Here is a 20,238-nt window from a genome sequence, read left to right as displayed (position 1 = left end):
ATACCACTGCGAGGTCACGGCGCGACAATAGCACGCGGTCTCCGAGGAGCGGACGGTCCGTCTCGCGTGGTGGTCGCGCGACCGCAGCACCTACGCTCGGGGCATGCCGATCCCCGAGTTCGTCGCCGCCCTGCGCTCCCACGTCGGGACCGACCTGCTGTGGATGCCGGGGGTGTCCGCGGTCGTCGTGGACGACGACGGCCGCCTGCTGCTCGGCCGGCGCGCCGACAGCGGGCTGTGGTCCGTGATCAGCGGGATCCTCGAGCCGGGCGAGGACCCGGCGGTCGGGCTCGCGCGCGAGGTGCTCGAGGAGACGGGCGTCGACGTCGTGGTGGACGCGCTCGTCGCGGTGACCGTCACCGAGCCCGTGCGGTACCCGAACGGCGACCTCTCGCAGTACCTCGACCTCGCGTTCCTGTGCCGGCCCACCTCCCCCGCCGCCGCGGCGGCGGCGCACGTGGCCGACGACGAGTCGCTCGCCGTCGCGTGGTTCGCGCCCGACGCCCTTCCGCTGGACGTCACGCCGTCCACGACGGAGCGCGTCGGCCACGCGCTCGGCTGGCTCGCCGATCCCTCGTCGGGCCCCTTCTTCGTGCGCTGAGCGGCGCCGGGGGCACGCCGCCCGGTCGTCGCCGTGCGGTCAGCCCCGCCAGCGCAGGGCGAGCACGCACGCGTCGTCGTGCTCCGCCGCCGCGGCGACGAGCCGGGCCGGGAGCCCGTCGAGCGGACCGCCGCCCGCGAGCGCCCGCAGCGCCGCGCCGGCCAGCTCGTCGAGGCCCTCCGGGAGCGCGCGGTCGCGGCGCTCCACCACGCCGTCCGTGTACAGCAGGACGGTGTCCCCCGGCGCGAGCCGGAGCGTGTCCGCCGTCCGCGCGGCGGCGCCGCGCACGCCGAGCGGCGTGGAGCGCGCGTGCCACAGGTACGCGGCCCCGCCGTCGGCGCGCACGTGCAGGGGCGGCAGGTGGCCCGCGCACGCGTAGCGCAGCACGCCCGAGGCCAGGTCCAGCTCGGCGTACACGACGCTCGCCATGAAACCCGTCCCGGTGCGCGCGACGAAGTCGTCCAGCCTCCCGAGCACGTCCTCCGGCCCGGCACCCGGCCCCGCGGACGCACGCGCTGCGGTGCGCAGCTGCCCCATCGCGGTCGCCGCGTGCAGTCCGCGGCCGACGACGTCGCCCACCGAGAGCGCGAGCGTGTCGTCCGCGACGAGGAACGTGTCGTACCAGTCCCCGCCCACCTCGAGCTCGTGCACGCCGGGGCGGTACTCGGCCACGACCTCCACGCGCGGGTCGCGCACCAGCCCGCCGGAGAGCATCGCCTGCTGGAGCACGGACGCGACGGACAGGCTCCGCTCGTGCGTCCGCGCCCGGGCGAGCGCGAGCGCTCCCTGCTGTCCCGCGGCCGTGAGCGTCTCCGCGTCGGCCGGGGTCGCGCCCGGTGCGCGGGACGGGTGCAGCACGAGGACGCCGAGCAGCGCGCCACCCTGACGCAGCGGGACGACGACGTCCCCGTCGGCGCGCGTGACGGTCCCCGCGAGCTCGTGCGCGGCCGGCACGACGAGGCTGCCCCGGCCGCCCGCGTGCCGGAGCCGTCCGTCCTCCGTCACCGTCCAGATCGCGGCGTCCGCCGCGCCCAGCTCCGTCGTCGCCGACCGCAGCAGGACCTGCGCGACGCCCTCGGAACCCGCCGCTCCCGCGAGCGCCGCCGCGGTGCGCTGCAGCGCGCGCACGCGGCGCTCGGCGGTCTCCGCGGCGGCACGCGCCTCGACGAGCTCACGCTCGAACCGGGCGCGCTCGCGGGTGCCGAGCAGCACCGCGTCGGACGTCCCGCCCTCGGCGGCGTGGTGGGTGACCGTGAGGAGCACGGGCTCTCGTCCTGCCGGCGTCCGCAGCTCGACGGCGACCTCGTCGAGCCGGCCCTCCATCCGCAGCAGGGGCGCGAGGTGCGTCTCCCAGTAGATCCGGCCGCCGACGGTGAGCAGGTCGCTGAGACGGCGCCCGGCGACCTCGTCCCGCGTCCGCGCGCCGACGTGGCGCAGCAGCTCACGGTTCGCGTCGAGGATCCGTCCGTCGGGGTCGAGGAGCAGGAGGGCGACCGGGGAGCGGTCCCAGAGCGCTGCGCGAGAGGCCTGCATCAGCGCGAACGCAGCCAGTCGTCCATCGCCCGGACGAGCTCCTCCGGGTGCGAGAGGTTCGGGCAGTGCCCGACCGCGTCGATGACGGCGAGCTCGCTGCCGGGCAGGTGCTCGTGCACGTACCGGCCGACCTCGGGCGGTGCGATGACGTCCTCGCGGCTCTGGACGACGATGCTCGGGGTGCGCACGCGGGCGAGGTCCTCCCGGTTGTCCGCGAGGAACGTGGCGCGCGCGAACCGGCGGGCGACGGCCGGGTCGGTGCGGCAGAAGAGGTTCGTGAGCTCTGCCCCGACCTCGGGCCGGTCGGGGTTGCCGGCGATGACGGGCGCCATCGTGCGCGACCAGCCGAGGTAGTTGCTGTCCATGGTCTGCAGGAGCTCGTCGATCTCCTCGGCCGTGAAGCCGCCGCGGTAGCCGTCGGCGTCGACGTAGCGCGGGCTCGGACCCACGAGGACGAGGCCGTCGAACAGGTCCGGGCGCTCCGCCGCCGCGAGCACGGCAATCATCGCGCTCACCGAGTGCCCCACGACGACCGCGGGCCCGTCCGCGACGTGCTCGACGAGCTCGACGAGGTCCTGCGCGTACCCGTCGAGGGCCGCGTGCCGCACGGGGTCGTACGACGACGGGTCGGACGCCCCGCAGCCCGCGTGGTCGAACAGGACGACCCGGTAGTCGGTGGCGAAGCGCGGGGCGACGAACCGCCACATGGACTGGTCGCAGCCGAAGCCGTGGGCCAGCACCATCGTCGGCGCCCCCTCGGGCCCGGTCGTGTGCACGTTGTGCCGTCGCTGAACCTCCACGGCTGCCAGGGTACGGTCTGGCCCCGCCGGGCGAGCACCGCACGTCGTCCTCCCCGACGCACTCGGCGGCACGGCACAATGAGGTCGTGCGGGTCTCGGCGAAGGCGGACTACGCCGTGCGGGCGTGCGCGGAGCTGGCGGCGTCCCCGCACGGCGAGCCCGTGCGCGCCGAGGACCTGGCGGCGAGCCAGGGGCTGCCGGTGAGCTTCCTCGAGCGCATCCTCGGCGACCTGCGCCGCGCCGGCGTCGTCGCGAGCGTGCGCGGCCGGGCCGGCGGCTACCGGCTCGTGCGGCCCGCCGAGGAGGTCACGCTCGCCGACGTGTTCCGGGCGGTCGACGGCCCGCTCGTCACGGTGCGCGACGAGCGCCCGCCGAGCCTGGCGTACGACGGGGCCGCCGCGGGCCTGCTCGACGTGTGGGTGGCGCTGCGCGCCAGCGTGCGCGACGTGCTCGACGTCGTGACGGTCGCCGACGTGGTGCGGCGCGACCTGCCGCCCGACGTGCGGGCCCTCGCGGCGCGCGCCGACGCCTGGGAGAACCCGTAGGACGTCCGCGCCCCGCGGCCGCCCGCTGCGTGACCACCGCGCGTAACACTCGACCACGATGTGACCCCGCCCTGTGAAAACCCGACCGTTCCGGTCAACCTTGTCAGGCACGGCCGGGGCGAACCCGGCCCGACGGACGGGAGCGCGCGGTGCGGACACTCCTCCTGCTGGCCCTCGCCGGGCTCGGCGCCCAGCTCGTCGACGGCAGCCTCGGCATGGCCTACGGCGTCACGTCGACGACGCTGCTGCTCGCGATCGGCACCAACCCGGCGGCCGCGTCCGCGACGGTCCACCTCGCCGAGATCGGCACGACGCTCGCGTCGGGAGTCGCCCACTGGCGGTTCGGCAACGTGGACTGGAAGGTCGTGCTGCGTATCGGCGTCCCCGGCGCAGTCGGGGCGTTCGCCGGCGCGACGTTCCTCTCGGCCCTGTCCACGGAGGTCGCCGCGCCCGTCATGTCGCTGCTGCTCCTCGGCCTCGGCGTGTACGTGCTCACACGGTTCACCGTCGCCGGCCTGCCGACGGGCCGGGTCGGCCTCCCGCTGCGCCGGCGGTTCCTCGCACCGCTCGGTCTCGTCGCGGGGTTCGTCGACGCGACGGGCGGCGGCGGCTGGGGGCCGGTCGGCACGCCCGCGCTGCTCGCGTCGGGGCGCATCGAACCGCGCAAGGTCATCGGCTCCGTCGACACGAGCGAGTTCCTCGTCGCGCTCGCCGCGTCGCTCGGGTTCCTCGTCGGGCTCGGGCAGCAGGGCGTCGACCTGCTGTGGGTCCTCGCGCTCCTGGCCGGGGGCCTCGTCGCGGCACCGGTCGCGGCGTGGCTGGTGCGCCACCTGCCGCCCCGCGTGCTCGGCTCGGCCGTCGGAGGCGTCATCGTCCTGACGAACGTCCGCACGCTCCTGCGCTCGGACTGGGTCGACGCGAGCGGCACCGCGCAGGGCGTCGTCCTCGGGGCGGTCGCGGTGCTCTGGGCGGCGGCGGTCGCCTGGTCCGTCCGCGAGCACCGCCGCGCCTCGGCGGCGGAGGCGACGGCAGCGGGTACGGAGGCGGCGACGTCGGGCACGGAGGCGGCGACGTCGGGCACCGACCGTGCGCCCGTGGCCGCGGGAGACGCGCGCGGTCAGTCGCGGGCGTAGCGCCGCACGAACGCCTCCAGGATGCGGCGCGGGTGCCGCACGTCGCCGCGGCGCACCGTCGCCTCGACCTCACCGGCGGCCTCCGGCGGGAAGTACCCGTAGTCCTGGTAGACCCCGATGCGCGTGATGATGCCGTCGAGGTCGAGCTCCGGGTGGAACTGCGTCGCGTACAGGTTCTCCTTGACCCGGAACATCTGCACCGGGCACGCGTCCGACGACGCGAGGAGCACCGCGTGCGACGGCAGCTCGCGCACCGCCTCCTTGTGCCCGGCGTACGCCTCGAACGTGTCCGGCAGGCCGGCGAGCAGCGGGTCGGCACGGCCCTCCGGCGTCAGGCGGATCGTCACGGGAGCGATCGGCTCGGCGAACGTGGTGTCGACGACGGCGCCCTCGTGCAGGCCGAGCGTCCCGACGCCGTAGCACGCGCCGAGGAACGGGACGTCCCGCTCGACGATCTCGTCGAGGAGCGGCGCGAGCTCGCGCTCCACGCGGCGCTGCACGTCGGACTTCTCGTCGTCCGGCTTCGCGGAGTCGAACGGGCTGCCGCCGACGATCACCCCGGAATAGTCGTCGAGGTCGATCTCCGGCAGCGGGCCGGCCTCCATGCGCACCCGGTGGAGCTGGTCGGCGCGCAGGCCCGCGAACCGGAGCACCGCGTCGTGCTCGCCGTCCGCCGCGACGTCCTCGGCCCGGGACGCGAGGAGGAGGAAGGGCCGCATGGCGCCACCGTAGGCGTCGACCGTGCCGCTCGCCCGGGAGACGCCCGCGCGCGCCGAACCCCGGGTCGTGCGTCACCAGGACCGCTGCGTGACGCACGACCCGGGGCTCGGCGAGGACCGGGGTCAGGTCCAGCGGAACAGGCGCACCCCGAGCGGCAGCAGGACCGCGGTCCACACCGCCATCACGACGACCTGGAGCGTCGGGAAGCCGTCCTCGAACCAGCCCGCGGTCATGGCCTGGGCGGCCGCGCCGAGCGGGGTGAACTGGCCGATCTCGCGCACGGCCTCCGGCATGATCGGGCCCGGGGTCCACAGGCCCGACAGGAACAGCATCGGGAAGTAGATCAGCGTCCCGATCGCCGAGGCGGTGCTCGCCTTCGGCACGCGCGCCGCGACGACCGTGCCCAGCGAGAGCAGCGACAGCACGGTGAGCAGGAAGGCCAGGACCACGGTCGCGACGTGGCGCGGCGCCGGGACGTCGAACATCAGCGTGGCCACGACGAGCGCGACCGCCGTCGCGGCGACCACGGCGACGAGGTTGATGAGCAGGTGCGCCACGACGATGCCCTGCGGCCGCATCGGTGTCGTGGAGAGCCGGCGCAGCACGCCCTTCTCCCGGAACGTCGCGAAGTACACGGGCATGGTCGTCAGCGCCGGCGTCGCGACGGCCGCGGCCAGCACGACGGGCACGTACGTCGCGATCGGCGTGAGCCCGTCCCACACGCCGCCCGCGCCCTCGATGGGCTCGCGCATGCCGGGGATCGCGAACCCGACGCCCAGCAGCAGCACGGTGGGGAACGCGAGGGAGAAGAACACGGTGCCCGCGTCGCGCAGCCACAGGCGCGCCTCGGTCGTGAACAGCGTGCCGAACCCGCGCCACCCGGCGCCCCGGGCGGTGGTCGACGGCGGGGAGAGGGTCGCAGCGGTCATCGGGAGGCTCCTTCTCGGGCGGTCCGCCGGGTGGCAGCCCGGCTGTTCGGGACGACACCGGGGGCCTCCGGGTCGTAGGTGCGGCCGGTCACGGCCACGAAGACGTCCTCCAGGGACCGGGAGACGGTGCGCACGTCGTCCGGCACGACGTCGTGCTCCGCGAGCGCGAGCACGACGGCGGGCAGCACGCGCCGCGTACCGGTCACCTCGATCTCGCGCCCGGCGCCGGCCACGGCCTCGACGTCGTCGAGCCCCGCGATGGTGTGGAGCGCGAGGTCGTGGTCCGCGGCCGGCACGCGCAGCCGCATGGTGCGCGAGTCGTCGAGGGCGTCGATCAGCTCCGCCGGTGTGCCCTGGGCGACGACCCGGCCGGCGTCGATGACGACGAGCCGGTCGCACAGCCGCTCCGCCTCGTCCATGAAGTGCGTGACGAGCAGGACCGTGACCCCGCGGTCGCGCACGCGCTCCACCAGGTCCCAGGTGTTGCGCCGGGCCTGCGGGTCGAGGCCCGTGGTGAGCTCGTCGAGGATCGCGACGCGCGGGTTCCCCACGAGCGCGAGCGCGATCGACAGGCGCTGCTTCTGCCCGCCGGACAGCTTCGCGTAGGCGACGCCGCGGTGCTGCGCGAGGTCGAGCAGGTCGAGGAGCTCGTCGACGTCCGCCGGTTCGTCGTAGAACGACGCGAACAGGCGCATCGCCTCGGCGACCGTGATCTTCTCGTTGAGCGCCGACTCCTGGAGCTGGACGCCCACCAGGTCGCGGATGCGCTCGGGGTGGGCCTGCGGGTCGACGCCGAGCACGCGCACGGTGCCGCCGTCGGCCTCGCGCAGGCCGGCGAGGCACTCGACGGTCGTCGTCTTCCCGGCCCCGTTCGGGCCGAGGATGCCGAAGATCTCGCCGGGTGCGACGGAGAAGCTCACGTCCTCGACGGCGACCTTCGGCCCGGCGTGCCCCGGCGGGGCGGGGTAGGTCTTGCGCAGGTTCCGGACCTCGACGACGGCGCTGGCGCGGTCGGGCGGCGGGGTCGGCGTCGCGCTCGTCCCGGCGGTGGGTGCGCGGGTCGAGGTGGTGCTCGTCCCGTCGGCGGGAGGGGGTGCCATGCTCATGGTGGTCTCCTCGAGGGTGTGCTCGGCCCACGGACGGCGCGGTGCGCCGTCCGCCTGGTGACGAGGGGCGGTGGAGGTGGTGCGGGTCAGACGCTCGCGCTGGCCGCGAAGTCGACCGGACGGATCGCTGCGCCCCGCAGGACGGCGCGCAGGAGCAGTGCGGCGAGCACGACCCCGGCGAGCCCGCCGAGAGCGGCGAGCCAGACAGGCGTGCCGTCGAGACCGACGACGCGCGCGAGCGCGTCCCCGAAGAACCCTGAGCGGAGGAACACCTCCGCGACGACGACCGGGACGAGGGCCGCGAGAGCCAGCAACGTGCCGCGGACGAACCCGGTCGCGTAGTAGCAGGCCGCGACGGCCATGCCGGCCAGGTAGTAGACGGTGCAGAACAGCACCTCGACGAGCAGCACCGTCCCGACCTGCGAGCCGTCCGCGTACAGCTGCGCCCCGTCCGAGTCCGGCGCCCAGCCGTTGCGCCGGGCCAGCCACCACTCGAACCACCGCACGGCCGCCGTCGCGAGACCGAACGTGAGGCCCGAGACCGCGGCGCCGAGCCACAGGCCGTGGGCGAACGAGCGCCGTGTGCCGCCGGCCGCGACGTGCAGGGCGACGGTCATGAGGGGAAGGATGATGCCCAGGACGAAGAGGAAGAACTTCGCCGAGCCGGCGACCCCTCCGACCGCTCCGACGTTCACGTCGCCGTTGCGCTCCATGATCCACAGGATGAGCGCGCCGACGGCGAGCGCGATCACCCAGAACCACACCCCGACGTACCACGTGCCGCCGATGTAGTACTCGGCGACGGCGCGCACGGCGCGCCGGTGGGCGGCCGACTCGAGCGCACGGCGTGCCGTGCTCGGACGGGTCGTCGTCATCACGCCTCCTCCTTCGCGGTCCCGGACGTCAGGTGGACGAACAGGTCCTGGACCGGCACGGCACCGACCTCGAGCCCTGCCTCGGTCGCGGCCGCGCGCTCGCCGTCGGCGAAGGCGCCGAAGAGCGTGACCTGTGCCGTGCCGCCGAGCCGCTGCCGGGCGAGCACGTCGTGGCCGGCGACGTGCCGCTCGACCACGTCGGCCGGCCCGGTCAGGCTCACGCCGCGCGACCGGACGTCGTCGGCGTTCTCCGCGAGCAGCACGCGTCCCCGGTCGATGATCACGACGTCCTCGAAGAGGCGCTCGACCTCGGCGATGAGGTGGCTCGACAGCAGGATCGTCCGCGGGTGCTCGGCGTAGTCGGCCACCAGCGCGTCGTAGAACGCGTACCGGCTCGGGGCGTCCATGCCGAGGTACACCTCGTCGAAGATCGTCAGCGGCGCCCGCGACGCGAGACCGAGGACGGCGCCGAGCGCGGAACGCCTGCCCCGCGACATCTCGGACGGCTTCTTGCGCACGTCGACCTCGAGCTCGTCGAGGAGCCGCCCTGCGAGGTCGGCGTCCCAGTGCGGCCGCATGCCGGCGTAGTAGGCGAGCGTGTCCTTCGCCTTGTCGCCCTCGCCCACGTCCCCGCTCTCGCGCACGAGCTGCGTGTGCATCGTCGTCCACACGTTCTCGAACGGGTCCTCGAGCTCGCCCTCCTCGCCCACGAGGACCGTGCCCTCCGTCGGACGGCGGAACGCGGCGAGGAGCGCGGCGAGCGTCGTCTTGCCCGCGCCGTTGCGGCCGAGGAGGCCCGTGACGACGCCGGGCCGGATCGTCAGCGTCGCCCCGCGCAGGGCCGGGTCGCCGCTGCGGGAGTAGCGCACGACGACGTCGCGCAGCTCGGCGCCGAACGGCGCGGGCCGGGCGGGCGCGCCGCTCGCGCGGTCGTCGGCCGGGTGGGCCGGGCTGGTGTCCTGGGCGGTCACGGGTCTCTCACCTCGGGTCGGGGTCGGTGGTCGGGCCGGCGCTGGGGTCGGTGGCTGCCGGGGAGCCGGCGGCGGTGCGCGAGCGACCGAGGACGTGGTCCACGATCGCCGTGGTCGGGATGCCGAGGACGTCCGCCTGCGCGAGCGCGGGCGTGAGGACCTCGTCGAAGAAGCGGGCTCGGTGCTGCTCGAGCAGGCGTTCGCGCGCACCGGCCGCGACGAACATCCCGAGTCCTCGCCGCTTGTACAGCACGCCCTCGTCGACGAGGAGGGCGAACGCCTTGGCTGCGGTCGCCGGGTTGATGCGGAACGTCGTGGCGAGCTCCGTGGTCGACATGACCTGCTCCTCCTCGGCGGCCTCCCCGGCGAGCACCTGCGCCCGGACCATCTGGGCGATCTGGAGGTAGATGGGCTCAGGACCGTCGAACATGGCGCCCATCCTCCCCCGGTTCCCGCGCTCGCTGGTTCATTACTCCACTAATGAACCACAGATCACTGCGCGCGCACAACCCCCTGGGCGTCGCGGATCCACGGACCCGTCCGATGGACGTCGCAGGGTCGCGGCGGGGTGGAGCCGCTGCCCCGTCGGTGGAGCGAAGGTCGCGTCGGTGCGAGCCTGGGCGGACGGTACGTGTCGACCCGGCGGGAGGCGTGGTGGACGGAGCGTGCGAGCTGGCCGGTGGCGCCCCGTGGACGGAGCCGCTGAGCACCTGGACGAGCCTGGCGTTCGTCGTCGCCGGCGGCGCCGTCGTCGTGTCCGCGCCCCGCCGTCGCGCGGGCGTGCCCGACGACGCGGCCGCCGCCCGCCTGCGCGTCGCCCTCGGGGTGCTGGTCGTCCTGGTCGGGCTGGGCTCCGTCGTCCAGCACGGGCCGTCACCGTCGTGGAACCCGGTCGCGCACGACCCACCGCTGCTCGGCACCCTCGCGCTCGTCGCGGCCGACGCCGTCGCCGACCTCACCGGCCGACGGACGCGGACCTCGTGGTGGCTCCTGCCGACGCTGGTCTCGGTCGGCGTCGCGGCCGTGAGCGTCCCGGCCTCGACCCTCTTCCAGGTCGCCGTCGCGGTCGTCGCGGTCGTGGCGAGCACCGTGCGGGCCGTGCGCCGGCCCTCCGTGCGACGCCGCACCGTCACCGCGCTCGTGCTCCTCGCCCTCGGCGGTGCGATCGGGACCCTGACGCGTGCCGGATGGCCGTTGTGCGACGCCGACGGGTCCCTCGGGGTCACCCTCCAGGGCCATGCGGTGTGGCACGTCCTCGCCGCGGTCGCGCTGTGGGTGCTCGCCCCGACGCTCGGGACGCGGCTCCCGGCGGCACTGCCGGACACGCAGCCGGACACGTCGGCGTCGACGCCGAGATAGAGCCGCAGGCCGCGAGGTAGACCCCGTCGGGCTCTACCTCGCGGCCTGCGGCTCTATCTCGCAGTCTGCGGCTCTGTCTCGCGGTGCCGGTACCGGATCGCGCCGCGGTGCGGCGGCGTCAGGCCGGCGCGACCGCCGAGGCCGGGGCCTCGGCGAAGCCGCTGCGGACGGCGTCGAGGTCGGCCGCGACGAGCTCCGCGAGCTGCACGGCGTTGAGCGCCGCGCCCTTGCGCAGGTTGTCGTTCGCGACGAACAGCACGAGCCCGCGGCCGCCGGGCACCGACTGGTCGGTGCGGATGCGTCCGACGAACGACGCGTCCGCACCTGCGGCCTCGAGCGGGTTCGGGACGTCGGCGAGCGCGACGCCCGGTGCGGCCGCGAGGATCTCGCGCGCGCGGTCCAGGGTGATCGCCGCGCCGAACTCGGCGTGGATCGCGAGCGAGTGGCCCGTGAACACGGGCACGCGCACGCACGTGCCCGCCACGGCGAGCTCGGGCAGCCCGAGGATCTTGCGCGACTCGTTGCGCAGCTTCTTCTCCTCGTCCGTCTCCTCGAGCCCGTCGTCGACGATCGACCCGGCGAGCGGGACGACGTTGAACGCGATGGGCCGCACGTAGGTCGACGGGTCGGGCAGGGCGACCGCCGAGCCGTCGTGCACGAGGCCCGCGAGCGCGCGACCGTCGTCGGCGCGCGCACCGGCGACGACCTGCTCCCGCAGCTCCTCGGCACCGGCGAGACCGGAACCGGAGACGGCCTGGTACGTCGCGACGATCAGACGCTCGAGCCCGGCCTCGTCCGCGAGCGGCTTGAGGACCGGCATCGCGGCCATCGTCGTGCAGTTCGGGTTCGCGACGATGCCCTTGCGCGCCTCGCGGAGCGCACCCGGGTTCACCTCGGAGACGACGAGCGGGACGTCGGGGTCCATGCGCCAGGCCGACGAGTTGTCGATGACGACGGCGCCCGCCTCGGCGAAGCGCTCGGCGTGCGCCTTCGACGTCGCGCCGCCGGCGGAGAACAGCGCGACGTCGATGCCGCGCAGCTCCTCGGTGGGCGTCGCGGCGACGTCCTCCACGACGACGTCCCGCCCGCGGAACGGCAGCGTCGAGCCGGCCGACCGCGCGGACGCGAAGTAGCGGATGCTCGCGACCTGCACGTCGCGCTCCTCGAGCAGGCGGCGCATGACCGCGCCCACCTGTCCGGTGGCGCCGACGACGGCGAGGTGCAGCGCCCGCGCGGCGGGCACGGCGGAGTTCTCGGTGCTCATGATCGGTTCCTCCCTCGTCCCCGGGTCAGCGGCCGGTGCCGGCGTACACGACGGCCTCGCCGTCGCCGTCGAGCTCGAACGCGCTGTGCACCGCACGCACGGCGTCGTCGAGCTTGTCCTCGCGGGTGACGACCGAGATCCGGATCTCCGAGGTCGAGATCATCTCGATGTTGATGTCCGCGTCGCGCAGCGCCGCGAAGAACTTCGCGGAGACGCCCGGGTGGGACTTCATGCCCGCACCGACGAGCGACAGCTTGCCGATCTGGTCGTCGATCTGCAGCGACTCGAAGCCGAGCTCCGTGCGCGCCGAGGACAGCGCGGACGACGCCGCCTTCGTGTCGCCCTCGGGGAGCGTGAAGGAGATGTCCGTCAGGCCGGTGCGGGCGGCCGAGACGTTCTGGACGATCATGTCGATGTTCACGCCCGCGCTCGCGACGACCTCGAAGAGGCGTGCGGCCGTGCCCGGGACGTCGGGGACGCCGACGACCGTGATCTTGGCCTCGCTGCGGTCGTGCGCGACACCGGAGATGATCGGGGCTTCCATGGCGGCCTCCTCGGGGGCTGCTGCTGCGGTGGGGTCGGGGATGGTGAGGGTGCCGGGCACGCGGTCCCAGACGGCGACCGGCACGCGCAGGTTGCCGTCGATGGCGCGTGTGACGTGCGCGTCCGCGCTGACGAACGTGCCCTCGTGGCCGGAGAAGGACGACCGGACGTGGATCGGCACGCCGTACCGGCGCCCGTACTCCACGCACCGCAGCGCGAGGACCTTCGCGCCGCTCGCGGCCATCTCCAGCATCTCCTCGTAGGTGATGCGGTCGATCTTGCGGGCGGTCGGGACGATGCGCGGGTCGGCGGTGAACACGCCGTCGACGTCCGTGTAGATCTCGCACACGTCGGCGCCGAGGCCGGCGGCGAGGGCGACGGCGGTCGTGTCGGAGCCGCCGCGGCCGAGGGTCGTCACGTCGTTCGTCGACTGCGTGACGCCCTGGAACCCGGCGACGATCGCGACCTGGCCCTTCTCGAGGGTCTCGCGGATGCGGTGCGGCACGACGTCGACGATGCGCGCCTTGCCGTGCACCGCGTCCGTGATGACGCCCGCCTGCTGACCGGTGAACGACTTCGCCCGGACGCCCAGGTTGGTGATCGCCATCGCGAGCAGCGACATCGAGATGCGCTCGCCCGCGGTGAGGAGGATGTCCATCTCCCGCTGCGGCGGGAGGGGGGTGACCTGCTGCGCGAGTTCGATGAGCTCGTCCGTCGTGTCGCCCATCGCCGAGACCACGACGACCACGTCGTTCCCGGCCCGCCTCGCCTCCGCGATGCGCTTCGCCACCCTCTTGATGCTCTCGGCGTCCGCCACCGACGAACCGCCGTACTTCTGCACGACAAGTGCCACGTGCTGCTCCATCTGTCGCCGGCCGCCGTCTTTCTCAACGGTCCGCCGGGTGCTTGTGGGTCGCTCGATGATAGGCACGAGCCGTGCCGTCCGGCCAAGTTCGTCCCGCGATGCGGGCCGTCGCCGAGTCCGACGACGCCGGTGTCAGACCGGGTGGTGGCTGCGGTCCGGGGGCGTGACCGGTGACGGGGTGGGGCGGGCGACGAGGGCGTAGGCGAGGCCGACGACGATCGCGCCGCCGACGAGGTTGCCGAGGCCGACCCACAGGACGTTGCGGGCGAAGTCGGGCCACGTCGTCCAGCCCTCGCCGGAGAAGAGGCCGAGGGAGAACGTCGTCATGTTGGCGACGACGTGCTCGAAGCCCGACGCGATGAACGCGAGCACCGCCCAGAAGAGGACGATCGCCTTCCCCGCCTCGGACGTCAGGCGGCCGCAGGCCCAGATCGCCGCGCACACGAGGACGTTGCACAGGATGCCGCGCGCGAGCAGCTGGCCGCCCGACTCGTGCTGCTTCGCGGCGAGCATCGACGCGACCATGTCCCCCGCTGCGGCGTTGCTGCGCAGCACGCCCGCCTGCACGACGAGCCACGCGAAGACCATCGAGCCCGCGAGGTTGCCCGCCAGGCACAGCGCGAGGGAGCCGACGGCGGCGCGCGCGCGGACGGCGCGCGTCGCCACCCCCTGGGCGAGGACCAGCATGGCGGACGTCGCGAGCTCGGCTCCCGCGAAGACGACGAGCGTCAGCGCCGCGGCGAACACGCTCCCCGCGACGAGGCGTTCGGCGGGCGAGCCGGCGGCGAGGAACGGCCCGGCCGTCGCGACCATGAGCACGACCCCGACGCCCACGTACGCGCCCGCGAGCGCCGACGCGACGAGGTAGCGCCCCGGTCGCCGTGCGGCCGCGACCTTGGCCCGGGCGGCATCGGACTGGACGCTCAGCGCCTGGGCGAGGGTCTTCACGGGCACGATCGTCGCGCGTGCGCGACGTCCGCCGGAAGGGTCGGAGTTCCGGTCCGGCAGGGACCGAGGTCGCGCCGTGGCGGGAGGGTCAGACGAGGTCGACGACGACGTCGTACCCGAGCTTGCAGATGAGCGCGCCGACGACGACGACGAAGACGACGCGCACGAACCCGCTGCCCTTCGCGACCGCCATGCGCGCCCCGACGTACGCCCCGAGCAGGTTCGCGGCGCCCATGACGAGGCCGAGCCCCCACAGGACGGCACCGTACGGGACGAAGAAGATCAGGGCGCCGGCGTTCGTCGCGAAGTTCGCGATCTTGGCGAGCGCCGACGCGGGCAGGAACGCGTAGCCCAGGACGCTCACGAGCGAGATGACGAAGAACGTCCCGGTGCCCGGGCCGAGCAGGCCGTCGTAGGTGCCGATGACCAGCCCGATGCCGGCCGCGGCCCACCGGTGCCCGTTGCCCTCCCAGCGCAGGTTCGTCGTGTGGCCGATCTTGGGCCTCGCGATCGTGTACACGGCCACCCCGACGAGCACGACGAGGATGATCGGGGTGAACAGCTCGGCGGGGATGCGGGACGCGAGCGCCGCTCCCCCGACCGCACCGAGCAGCGCGGCGAGCGCCATCGGGGCGGCCGTCCGCAGGTCGGGGCCCACGCGCCGGTAGTAGGTGGCGGCGCTCACGGAGGTGCCCATGATGCTCGCGAGCTTGTTCGTCGCGAGGGCCTGCACCGGGCTGATCCCGGGCACGAGGAGCAGCGCGGGGAGCTGGACGAGGCCGCCCCCGCCGACGACGGCGTCGATCCAGCCCGCGGTGAGCGCGGCGAGGACGAGGAGCACGACGGTGAGCCCGTCGATCTCGAGGCCTCCGGACGACGGGAGGACGAAGGCGGGCAGCACCCCCTAGTGGTACCACGCGCGCGACTGCCCGGTGCACGCCGCACGTGGCGCCGCGGTCCTGTGCACGGCAGGTGCCCGCCCGGTGGGCGGGCTGTGGAACGTTCGCGCGGTCTTCGGCAGGACGGCCCACGGCGCCGTGGGCGTCGCTACCTTCACCGGCATGACCAGCAACGACGCGTCCATGGTCCACCCGTCCACGACGCCCGGCTCCCGGCCCCCGGACTTCACCGCGTGGGTCGAGCACTTCCGGGCGAACCCTCGCGCCCAGTCCGCCATGGAGCAGGACGTCGACTGGGACGCCCGGTGCACGCTCGACCCCGTCGCGCGCGCCGCCTTCGTCCGCTCGTTCCGACGCTTCGAGCTCGGGGAGGACGGCGACGGCGCGCGCCTGCTCGCCAAGGCGCGACGCGCGGGCGATCCGGTCTACCTCGAGGCGCTGCAGCTGCTCGTCGCGGAGGAGCAGCGGCACTCGGCGCTGTTCCGTCGCGGTCTCGAGCACCTCGAGGCGCCCACGCTGGACGCGCACTGGTCGGACGCGGCGTTCACCCGGCTGCGGCGGCTGCTCGGGCTGCGCACCGAGCTCGCGCTGTTCCTCGTGGCCGAGTCGGTCGCGATGGGGTACTTCACCGCGCTGGCCTCGCGTGCGCCGGACGAGGTGCTGCGGGGCATCGGCCGGCGGATCGCGTCCGACGAGGTGCACCACCTGCGGTTCCAGGTCGACCGGTTGCGGCAGGGATTCCTCCGCACGCCGCGCCCGGTGCGCGCCGTCGTCGGCGCCGTCTGGGGCGTCGTCGCCGTCGGGGCGGCGACCGTCCTCGTCGGGGACCACGCCCGCGCGTTCCGCGCGACCGGTCTGCGCCCCGCGCGTGCCTGGCTCGACGCCGTCCGCACGTTCCGCGCCAACGCGCACCTCGTCCTGGACGACCCGTCGGCAGGGATGCTCGGCCCGGCTCCCGCCGCGCTCGTGGCCCGGGCGACGGGGGCCGCACGGACGGCGGGCCCGGCGGAGGCCTGAGCGCCCGACCGGCGCGCGGCCGCGTGTCAGGCGTGCAGCGCGTCGTACTCCGCCTCGGCCGCGACGTCGTCCTCCACGTCGAGGCGCAGGTGCGCGAGGGCGCTCTGCAGCACGCGCAGCGCGCTCGCGGCACGCTCGCCCCACAGCGACACGTAGGAGAACTGCCACCACCACAGGCCCTCGACCTCGCGGCCGGCCTCGTAGTGCTGCAGCCCCTTGGCGAGCGACTCGGCGACGCACGCGAGGTCGCCCGACAGCGTCGCGCTCGCGACGTCCGGCCCGACGAGCGGGTCCGCGATCTCGACGTAGTCGTCGAAGCCGTCGAACAGGCGCGAGAGCGCGGTGCGCAGCGGGTCCAGGTCGGTGTCGGGGCCGGCGTCCGGCTCGAACCGCTCGACGGGGACGACGTCGCCCATCGCCCCGAGGCGTGCCCCGGCCGCGAGGACGTCCGACAGCGCGAGGAGCAGCAGCGGGAGCACCGCTCCCTGCGCGGCTCCGCCGGCGACCTGCGTCGTCGTCGTCAGGTAGGCCCGTGCCTGCTCGGCCATCGTCTCCGCGATCTCGCGGAGGTCCGGGTCGTGCTCGATCTCTCCCATGCCCCTGCCTTCCGTCAGCCGCCGACGAGCCGGCGTCCTTCGAACGCCCTGCCGAGGGTCACCTCGTCGGCATACTCCAAGTCTCCCCCGACCGGCAGGCCGGACGCGAGACGCGTCACGCGCAGCCCCATCGGCCCGAGCATGCGCGCCAGGTAGGTCGCCGTCGCCTCGCCCTCGACGTTCGGGTCGGTCGCGAGGATGACCTCCGTGACCTGGCCGTCGGCGAGGCGCGCCATGAGCTCCGAGATCCGCAGGTCACCGGGCCCGACGTTCTCGATCGGGTTGATGGCGCCGCCGAGCACGTGGTACCTGCCGCGGAACTCACGGGTGCGCTCGATCGCGACGACGTCCTTCGGCTCCTCGACGACGCAGATCACCTCGGGCGAGCGCCGCGGGTCCGCGCAGATGCGGCAGCGCTCGGACTCGGCGACGTTGCCGCAGGTCTCGCAGAACCGGACCCGGGCCTTGACCTCGGTGAGCGCGTCGACGAGGCGGCGCACGTCCGCGGCGTCCGACGCGAGCAGGTGGAACGCGATGCGCTGCGCGCTCTTGGGCCCGACGCCGGGGAGCCGGCCGAGCTCGTCGATCAGGTCCTGGACCGCGCCTTCGTACACTCCCCCAGCCTACGGGGCGCCGGCCGCGGTCCCGCCCGGCTCGCCGTCCGACCACGTGACCTGCGGCACGCGCGTCAGCCGTCCTGCTGCTGGATCTCCTCGAGCACCTTGCCGTCGAGGAGCTTGACGACGAGCGCGGCACCGACGAGACCGGTCGAGACGATGTCCGGGTCGTCGCGGGACGGCAGGTCGTCCTCCGCCGGGTCCGACGACGGGGGCGCGACCGGTCGTGCCGCCGTGCGGAGCGCGGCCTGGCGGCGCTCCGCCTCCCGTCGCTCCGCCGCCTGCCGGGGCGTCTCGTGCGCCGTGGGGACCGGCACGGGCGCGGCGTCCGCGCTCTGCGGCTCGAGGACCGGCTCGGGCTCCGGACCGTCGTCGAGGTCCGCGGGGGGCTCGGACAGCGGGACGCCGGCGAGCCACGCCTGGTCCGCCGGGTCCGCCGTGGGCGGCGCGGACGTCTGCGCCGCCCGACCGCCGGCCGGCGCGCCCGCGCTCGTCGCCCGGGCCGGGGCGGAGGCCGACGCGACGGGGGCGCCCGCGAGCCACGCCTCGTCGGCGGCGTCCACGACGGCGCTCGGCGCGGGGAGCGCGGCGTCCTCGGCCGGCGGGCGCTCCTGGAGCGCGACCCCGCCACCTCCGGGCGCCGTGCGGACGGTGGCGGTCCCGACCGCACGCACCGCGGTGGGCGCGACGCCCGAGGGGGCGGCGGAGGGAGCGACGGACGTCGGCGCGGTCGCGGCGGCCCCGGTGGTCACCGTCCCGGGCGCCGACGGTGCGGACGCCGAGGGTGCGGACGCCGACGGCTGCCCGCGCCCGGGGTCCGCCGGTCCCGGCGCGGCCCCGCCCCCGTGGCCACCCGGGCCCTCGTCCGCCAGCCGCGGTTCGACCCGCACCTGCAGCCCCAGCGTCTGGTAGACGGCGTCCTGCACGGCGCCGGTGTGCCGGGACGACGAGAACGTGCGTGCGAGGCCCGCCGACGGGAACGTCAGGAACAGGACGTCCGGCCGCAGCTCGGCGACCTGGGCGTTGGTGCTCACGAGCGACCACGTGACCCGGTTCGCACGGAGCGTCTCGAGGACCTCCGGCCAGCGACGGCGCAGCTCCTCCGTCGTCATCGCGGGGGCCGCCTCGCCCGGCGTCGCGCTCGCGGCGTCGGCGATGTCGTCGGGAGCGTGCCCGGCGGACGCCGTGCCGGTCGGGTCGTCCTCACCGGTCGACTCCACCTCAGCGGTCGGCGCCTCCTCAGCGGTCGGCGCCTCCTCAGCCGTCCGCTCGTCCGTGCTCGACCCGTCGTGGGCACTCGGCTCCTCGCGGGCGACCTGCTCGTCGTGGGCCGCCGGCTCGTCGTGCGCCACCGGTTCGTCGCGGGCGACCGGCTCGTCGTGCGCCACCGGCTCGTCGTGGGCCACCGGCACGTCGTCCGGCGACGACGGGCCGCTGTCCGCGTCACCGGTGGCCGGGGCTGCGATCTCCGCGTCCGACGGCGCGGACGGGACGGCAGCTCCGGCATCCGCCGGGGCGGCGGGGGCCGGTCGCCCGAGCGCCGCGCGGACGGCTGCCGCGCCGGTGAGCCCCGATGCCGCAGGAGCTGCGGCGGGCGGGACGGCAGGTGCCTGGCCCGCGGGGGCCGCGGCGTCGGGCACCGGGCGCGGGGTGGCAGCCGGACCCGGGGCCGCCGGCACGACACCCGCCGGGACGGCGCCGAGGCCGCCCCGTTCGAGACGGTCGAGGCGCGCCGCGAACCCGGCGGCGCCGTCGTCCGCTCCCGGCAGGAGGAGCCGGGCGACGAGGAGCTCGAGGTGCAGGCGCGGCGACGTGGCGCCCGTCATCTCGGTGAGCGCGGCGTTGACGAGGTCGGCGGCACGCGAGAGCTCGGACACCCCGAGGTACTGCGCCTGCGTGCGCATGCGGGCGAGCTGGTCGGCGGGCTGGTCGCGCAGCACCGCGTCCGCCGCGTCACCCGACACGGCGATGACGATGAGGTCGCGCAGACGCTCGAGCACGTCCTCGACGAAGCGACGCGGCTCGTGCCCCGTCGCGATGACGTGGTCGATCACCCGGAAGATGCTCGCGCCGTCGCGCGCGGCCAGCGCGTCGACGACGTCGTCGAGCAGCGTGGAGTGCGTGTAGCCGAGCAGCGCGACGGCGCGCTCGTAGTCGACCGTCCCGTTCTCCGCGCCGGCGATGAGCTGGTCCATCACGGACAGCGAGTCGCGCACCGAACCGCCGCCCGCGCGCGTGACGAGCGGGTACACGCCCGACCCCACGTCGACGCCCTCGGCGGCGCACAGCTCCTCGAGGTACGGGCCGAGGACGTCCGGCGGGACGAGCCGGAACGGGTAGTGGTGCGTCCGCGACCGGATGGTGCCGATCACCTTGTCCGGCTCCGTCGTCGCGAAGACGAACTTCACGTGCTCGGGCGGCTCCTCGACCGTCTTGAGCAGCGCGTTGAAGCCCGCCGGGGAGACCATGTGGGCCTCGTCGATGATGAAGATCTTGAAGCGGTCGCGCGTCGGGGCGAACGTGGCCCGCTCGCGCAGGTCGCGCGCGTCGTCGACGCCGCCGTGCGAGGCGGCGTCGATCTCGACGACGTCGAGGCTGCCCGGGCCCCCGCGTGCGAGGTCGACGCACGAGGGGCACTCGCCGCACGGGGTGTCGATCGGGCGCTCCGGCGTGTTCTGCGCGCAGTTGAGCGTGCGCGCGAGGATGCGCGCGGACGTCGTCTTGCCGCAGCCGCGCGGCCCGGAGAAGAGGTAGGCGTGGCTCACCCTGCCGCTGCGCAGCGCCTGCATGAGCGGCGCGGTCACGTGGTCCTGACCGATCACCTCGGCGAAGGTCTCGGGCCGGTAGCGGCGGTACAGGGCGGTGCTCACCCCGGCAACTCTAGACGCCCCGGCCGACACCGGACGATGCCGTCCGG

At 75.0% G+C, this 20,238-nt stretch carries 20 protein-coding genes; 5 read left to right on the top strand and 15 right to left on the bottom strand.

Annotated elements, in window-relative coordinates; all coding sequences use genetic code 11:
• Positions 1-103: 103 nt before the first annotated feature.
• On the top strand, positions 104-601 hold the full coding sequence (locus ACFTZA_RS08215; RefSeq protein WP_378192693.1) for an NUDIX domain-containing protein: 498 nt from the start codon (positions 104-106) through the stop codon (positions 599-601).
• A 39-nt stretch (positions 602-640) separates the two neighbouring features.
• Here ACFTZA_RS08215 and ACFTZA_RS08210 read toward each other — a convergent pair whose 3' ends face one another.
• Together ACFTZA_RS08210 and ACFTZA_RS08205 are read right to left on the bottom strand one after the other, a co-directional pair.
• A complete protein-coding gene (locus tag ACFTZA_RS08210) occupies positions 641-2,134 on the bottom strand; it encodes a SpoIIE family protein phosphatase (RefSeq protein ID WP_378192691.1) in 1,494 nt (497 codons plus the stop codon).
• Positions 2,134-2,934, bottom strand: a complete 801-nt coding sequence (locus ACFTZA_RS08205) for an alpha/beta fold hydrolase (protein WP_378192689.1) — start codon at positions 2,932-2,934, stop codon at positions 2,134-2,136. Before ACFTZA_RS08205 ends, ACFTZA_RS08210 begins: the two co-directional genes overlap by 1 nt.
• An 86-nt stretch (positions 2,935-3,020) precedes the next feature.
• On the opposite strand from ACFTZA_RS08205, the gene ACFTZA_RS08200 reads away from it, so the two are divergent.
• Both ACFTZA_RS08200 and ACFTZA_RS08195 read left to right on the top strand, forming a co-directional pair.
• Positions 3,021-3,479, top strand: coding sequence for an RrF2 family transcriptional regulator (locus ACFTZA_RS08200; RefSeq protein WP_378192687.1), 459 nt, complete (start codon positions 3,021-3,023; stop codon positions 3,477-3,479).
• A 149-nt stretch (positions 3,480-3,628) separates the two neighbouring features.
• Positions 3,629-4,612 carry a sulfite exporter TauE/SafE family protein gene (locus ACFTZA_RS08195; protein ID WP_378192685.1) on the top strand — a complete coding sequence of 328 codons (984 nt, stop codon included), beginning with the start codon at positions 3,629-3,631 and terminating at the stop codon, positions 4,610-4,612.
• On the opposite strand, the gene ACFTZA_RS08190 is transcribed toward ACFTZA_RS08195, so the two are convergent.
• The 6 genes from ACFTZA_RS08190 to ACFTZA_RS08165 form a co-directional block, all read right to left on the bottom strand.
• Complete coding sequence (locus tag ACFTZA_RS08190; protein WP_378192683.1) at positions 4,597-5,331, bottom strand: glutamine amidotransferase; 735 nt, start codon at positions 5,329-5,331, stop codon at positions 4,597-4,599. The genes ACFTZA_RS08195 and ACFTZA_RS08190 overlap by 16 nt on opposite strands.
• Before the next feature lie 123 nt (positions 5,332-5,454).
• Positions 5,455-6,261, bottom strand: a complete 807-nt coding sequence (locus tag ACFTZA_RS08185; RefSeq protein WP_378192681.1) for an ABC transporter permease — start codon at positions 6,259-6,261, stop codon at positions 5,455-5,457.
• The gene (locus ACFTZA_RS08180) at positions 6,258-7,367 is read right to left on the bottom strand and encodes an ABC transporter ATP-binding protein (protein ID WP_378192679.1); all 1,110 of its coding nucleotides are present in this window, start codon (positions 7,365-7,367) and stop codon (positions 6,258-6,260) included. The genes ACFTZA_RS08185 and ACFTZA_RS08180 overlap by 4 nt, the downstream gene beginning before the upstream one ends.
• 86 nt (positions 7,368-7,453) lie before the next feature.
• Entirely contained in the window at positions 7,454-8,245 is a 792-nt protein-coding gene (locus ACFTZA_RS08175; RefSeq protein ID WP_378192677.1) for a hypothetical protein, read from the bottom strand.
• A complete protein-coding gene (locus tag ACFTZA_RS08170) occupies positions 8,242-9,213 on the bottom strand; it encodes an ATP-binding cassette domain-containing protein (RefSeq protein ID WP_378192674.1) in 972 nt (323 codons plus the stop codon). The genes ACFTZA_RS08175 and ACFTZA_RS08170 overlap by 4 nt, the downstream gene beginning before the upstream one ends.
• 7 nt (positions 9,214-9,220) lie before the next feature.
• Positions 9,221-9,643, bottom strand: a complete 423-nt coding sequence (locus tag ACFTZA_RS08165) for a GntR family transcriptional regulator (protein WP_378192671.1) — start codon at positions 9,641-9,643, stop codon at positions 9,221-9,223.
• Positions 9,644-9,867: 224 nt separating this feature from the next.
• Between ACFTZA_RS08165 and ACFTZA_RS08160 the strand changes: the two genes are divergently transcribed.
• Positions 9,868-10,572, top strand: a complete 705-nt coding sequence (locus ACFTZA_RS08160; protein WP_378192669.1) for a hypothetical protein — start codon at positions 9,868-9,870, stop codon at positions 10,570-10,572.
• Between the two features lie 118 nt (positions 10,573-10,690).
• On the opposite strand, the gene ACFTZA_RS08155 is transcribed toward ACFTZA_RS08160, so the two are convergent.
• From ACFTZA_RS08155 to ACFTZA_RS08140, 4 genes are all read right to left on the bottom strand, one after another.
• Positions 10,691-11,836: an aspartate-semialdehyde dehydrogenase gene (locus tag ACFTZA_RS08155; RefSeq protein WP_378192667.1), complete on the bottom strand. Its 1,146-nt coding sequence runs from the start codon at positions 11,834-11,836 to the stop codon at positions 10,691-10,693.
• A 25-nt stretch (positions 11,837-11,861) separates the two neighbouring features.
• Entirely contained in the window at positions 11,862-13,232 is a 1,371-nt protein-coding gene (locus tag ACFTZA_RS08150; protein ID WP_378192664.1) for an aspartate kinase, read from the bottom strand.
• 144 nt (positions 13,233-13,376) lie between these two features.
• A complete protein-coding gene (locus ACFTZA_RS08145; protein WP_378192662.1) occupies positions 13,377-14,192 on the bottom strand; it encodes a formate/nitrite transporter family protein in 816 nt (271 codons plus the stop codon).
• A gap of 88 nt (positions 14,193-14,280) precedes the next feature.
• Positions 14,281-15,093 (bottom strand): TSUP family transporter, encoded by an 813-nt coding sequence (locus tag ACFTZA_RS08140; protein WP_378192660.1) that lies wholly within the window; start codon positions 15,091-15,093, stop codon positions 14,281-14,283.
• 160 nt (positions 15,094-15,253) lie between these two features.
• Between ACFTZA_RS08140 and ACFTZA_RS08135 the strand changes: the two genes are divergently transcribed.
• Positions 15,254-16,108, top strand: a complete 855-nt coding sequence (locus tag ACFTZA_RS08135; RefSeq protein ID WP_378192657.1) for a ferritin-like domain-containing protein — start codon at positions 15,254-15,256, stop codon at positions 16,106-16,108.
• A 26-nt stretch (positions 16,109-16,134) separates the two neighbouring features.
• On the opposite strand, the gene ACFTZA_RS08130 is transcribed toward ACFTZA_RS08135, so the two are convergent.
• The 3 genes from ACFTZA_RS08130 to ACFTZA_RS08120 form a co-directional block, all read right to left on the bottom strand.
• On the bottom strand, positions 16,135-16,704 hold the full coding sequence (locus ACFTZA_RS08130) for a DUF5063 domain-containing protein (protein ID WP_378192655.1): 570 nt from the start codon (positions 16,702-16,704) through the stop codon (positions 16,135-16,137).
• 14 nt (positions 16,705-16,718) lie between these two features.
• On the bottom strand, positions 16,719-17,318 hold the full coding sequence (gene recR, locus ACFTZA_RS08125) for a recombination mediator RecR (protein WP_378192653.1): 600 nt from the start codon (positions 17,316-17,318) through the stop codon (positions 16,719-16,721).
• 74 nt (positions 17,319-17,392) lie between these two features.
• Positions 17,393-20,191 carry a DNA polymerase III subunit gamma and tau gene (locus ACFTZA_RS08120; protein ID WP_378192650.1) on the bottom strand — a complete coding sequence of 933 codons (2,799 nt, stop codon included), beginning with the start codon at positions 20,189-20,191 and terminating at the stop codon, positions 17,393-17,395.
• Between the last annotated feature and the right edge of the window lie 47 nt (positions 20,192-20,238).

It is taken from the genome of Cellulosimicrobium sp. NPDC057127 (genome assembly GCF_042670945.1).
In the GTDB taxonomy this organism is placed as follows: domain Bacteria; phylum Actinomycetota; class Actinomycetes; order Actinomycetales; family Cellulomonadaceae; genus Cellulosimicrobium.
The sequence above is the reverse complement of the archived record's forward strand: the minus strand, read 5'-3'. Positions and strand labels throughout refer to the sequence as shown.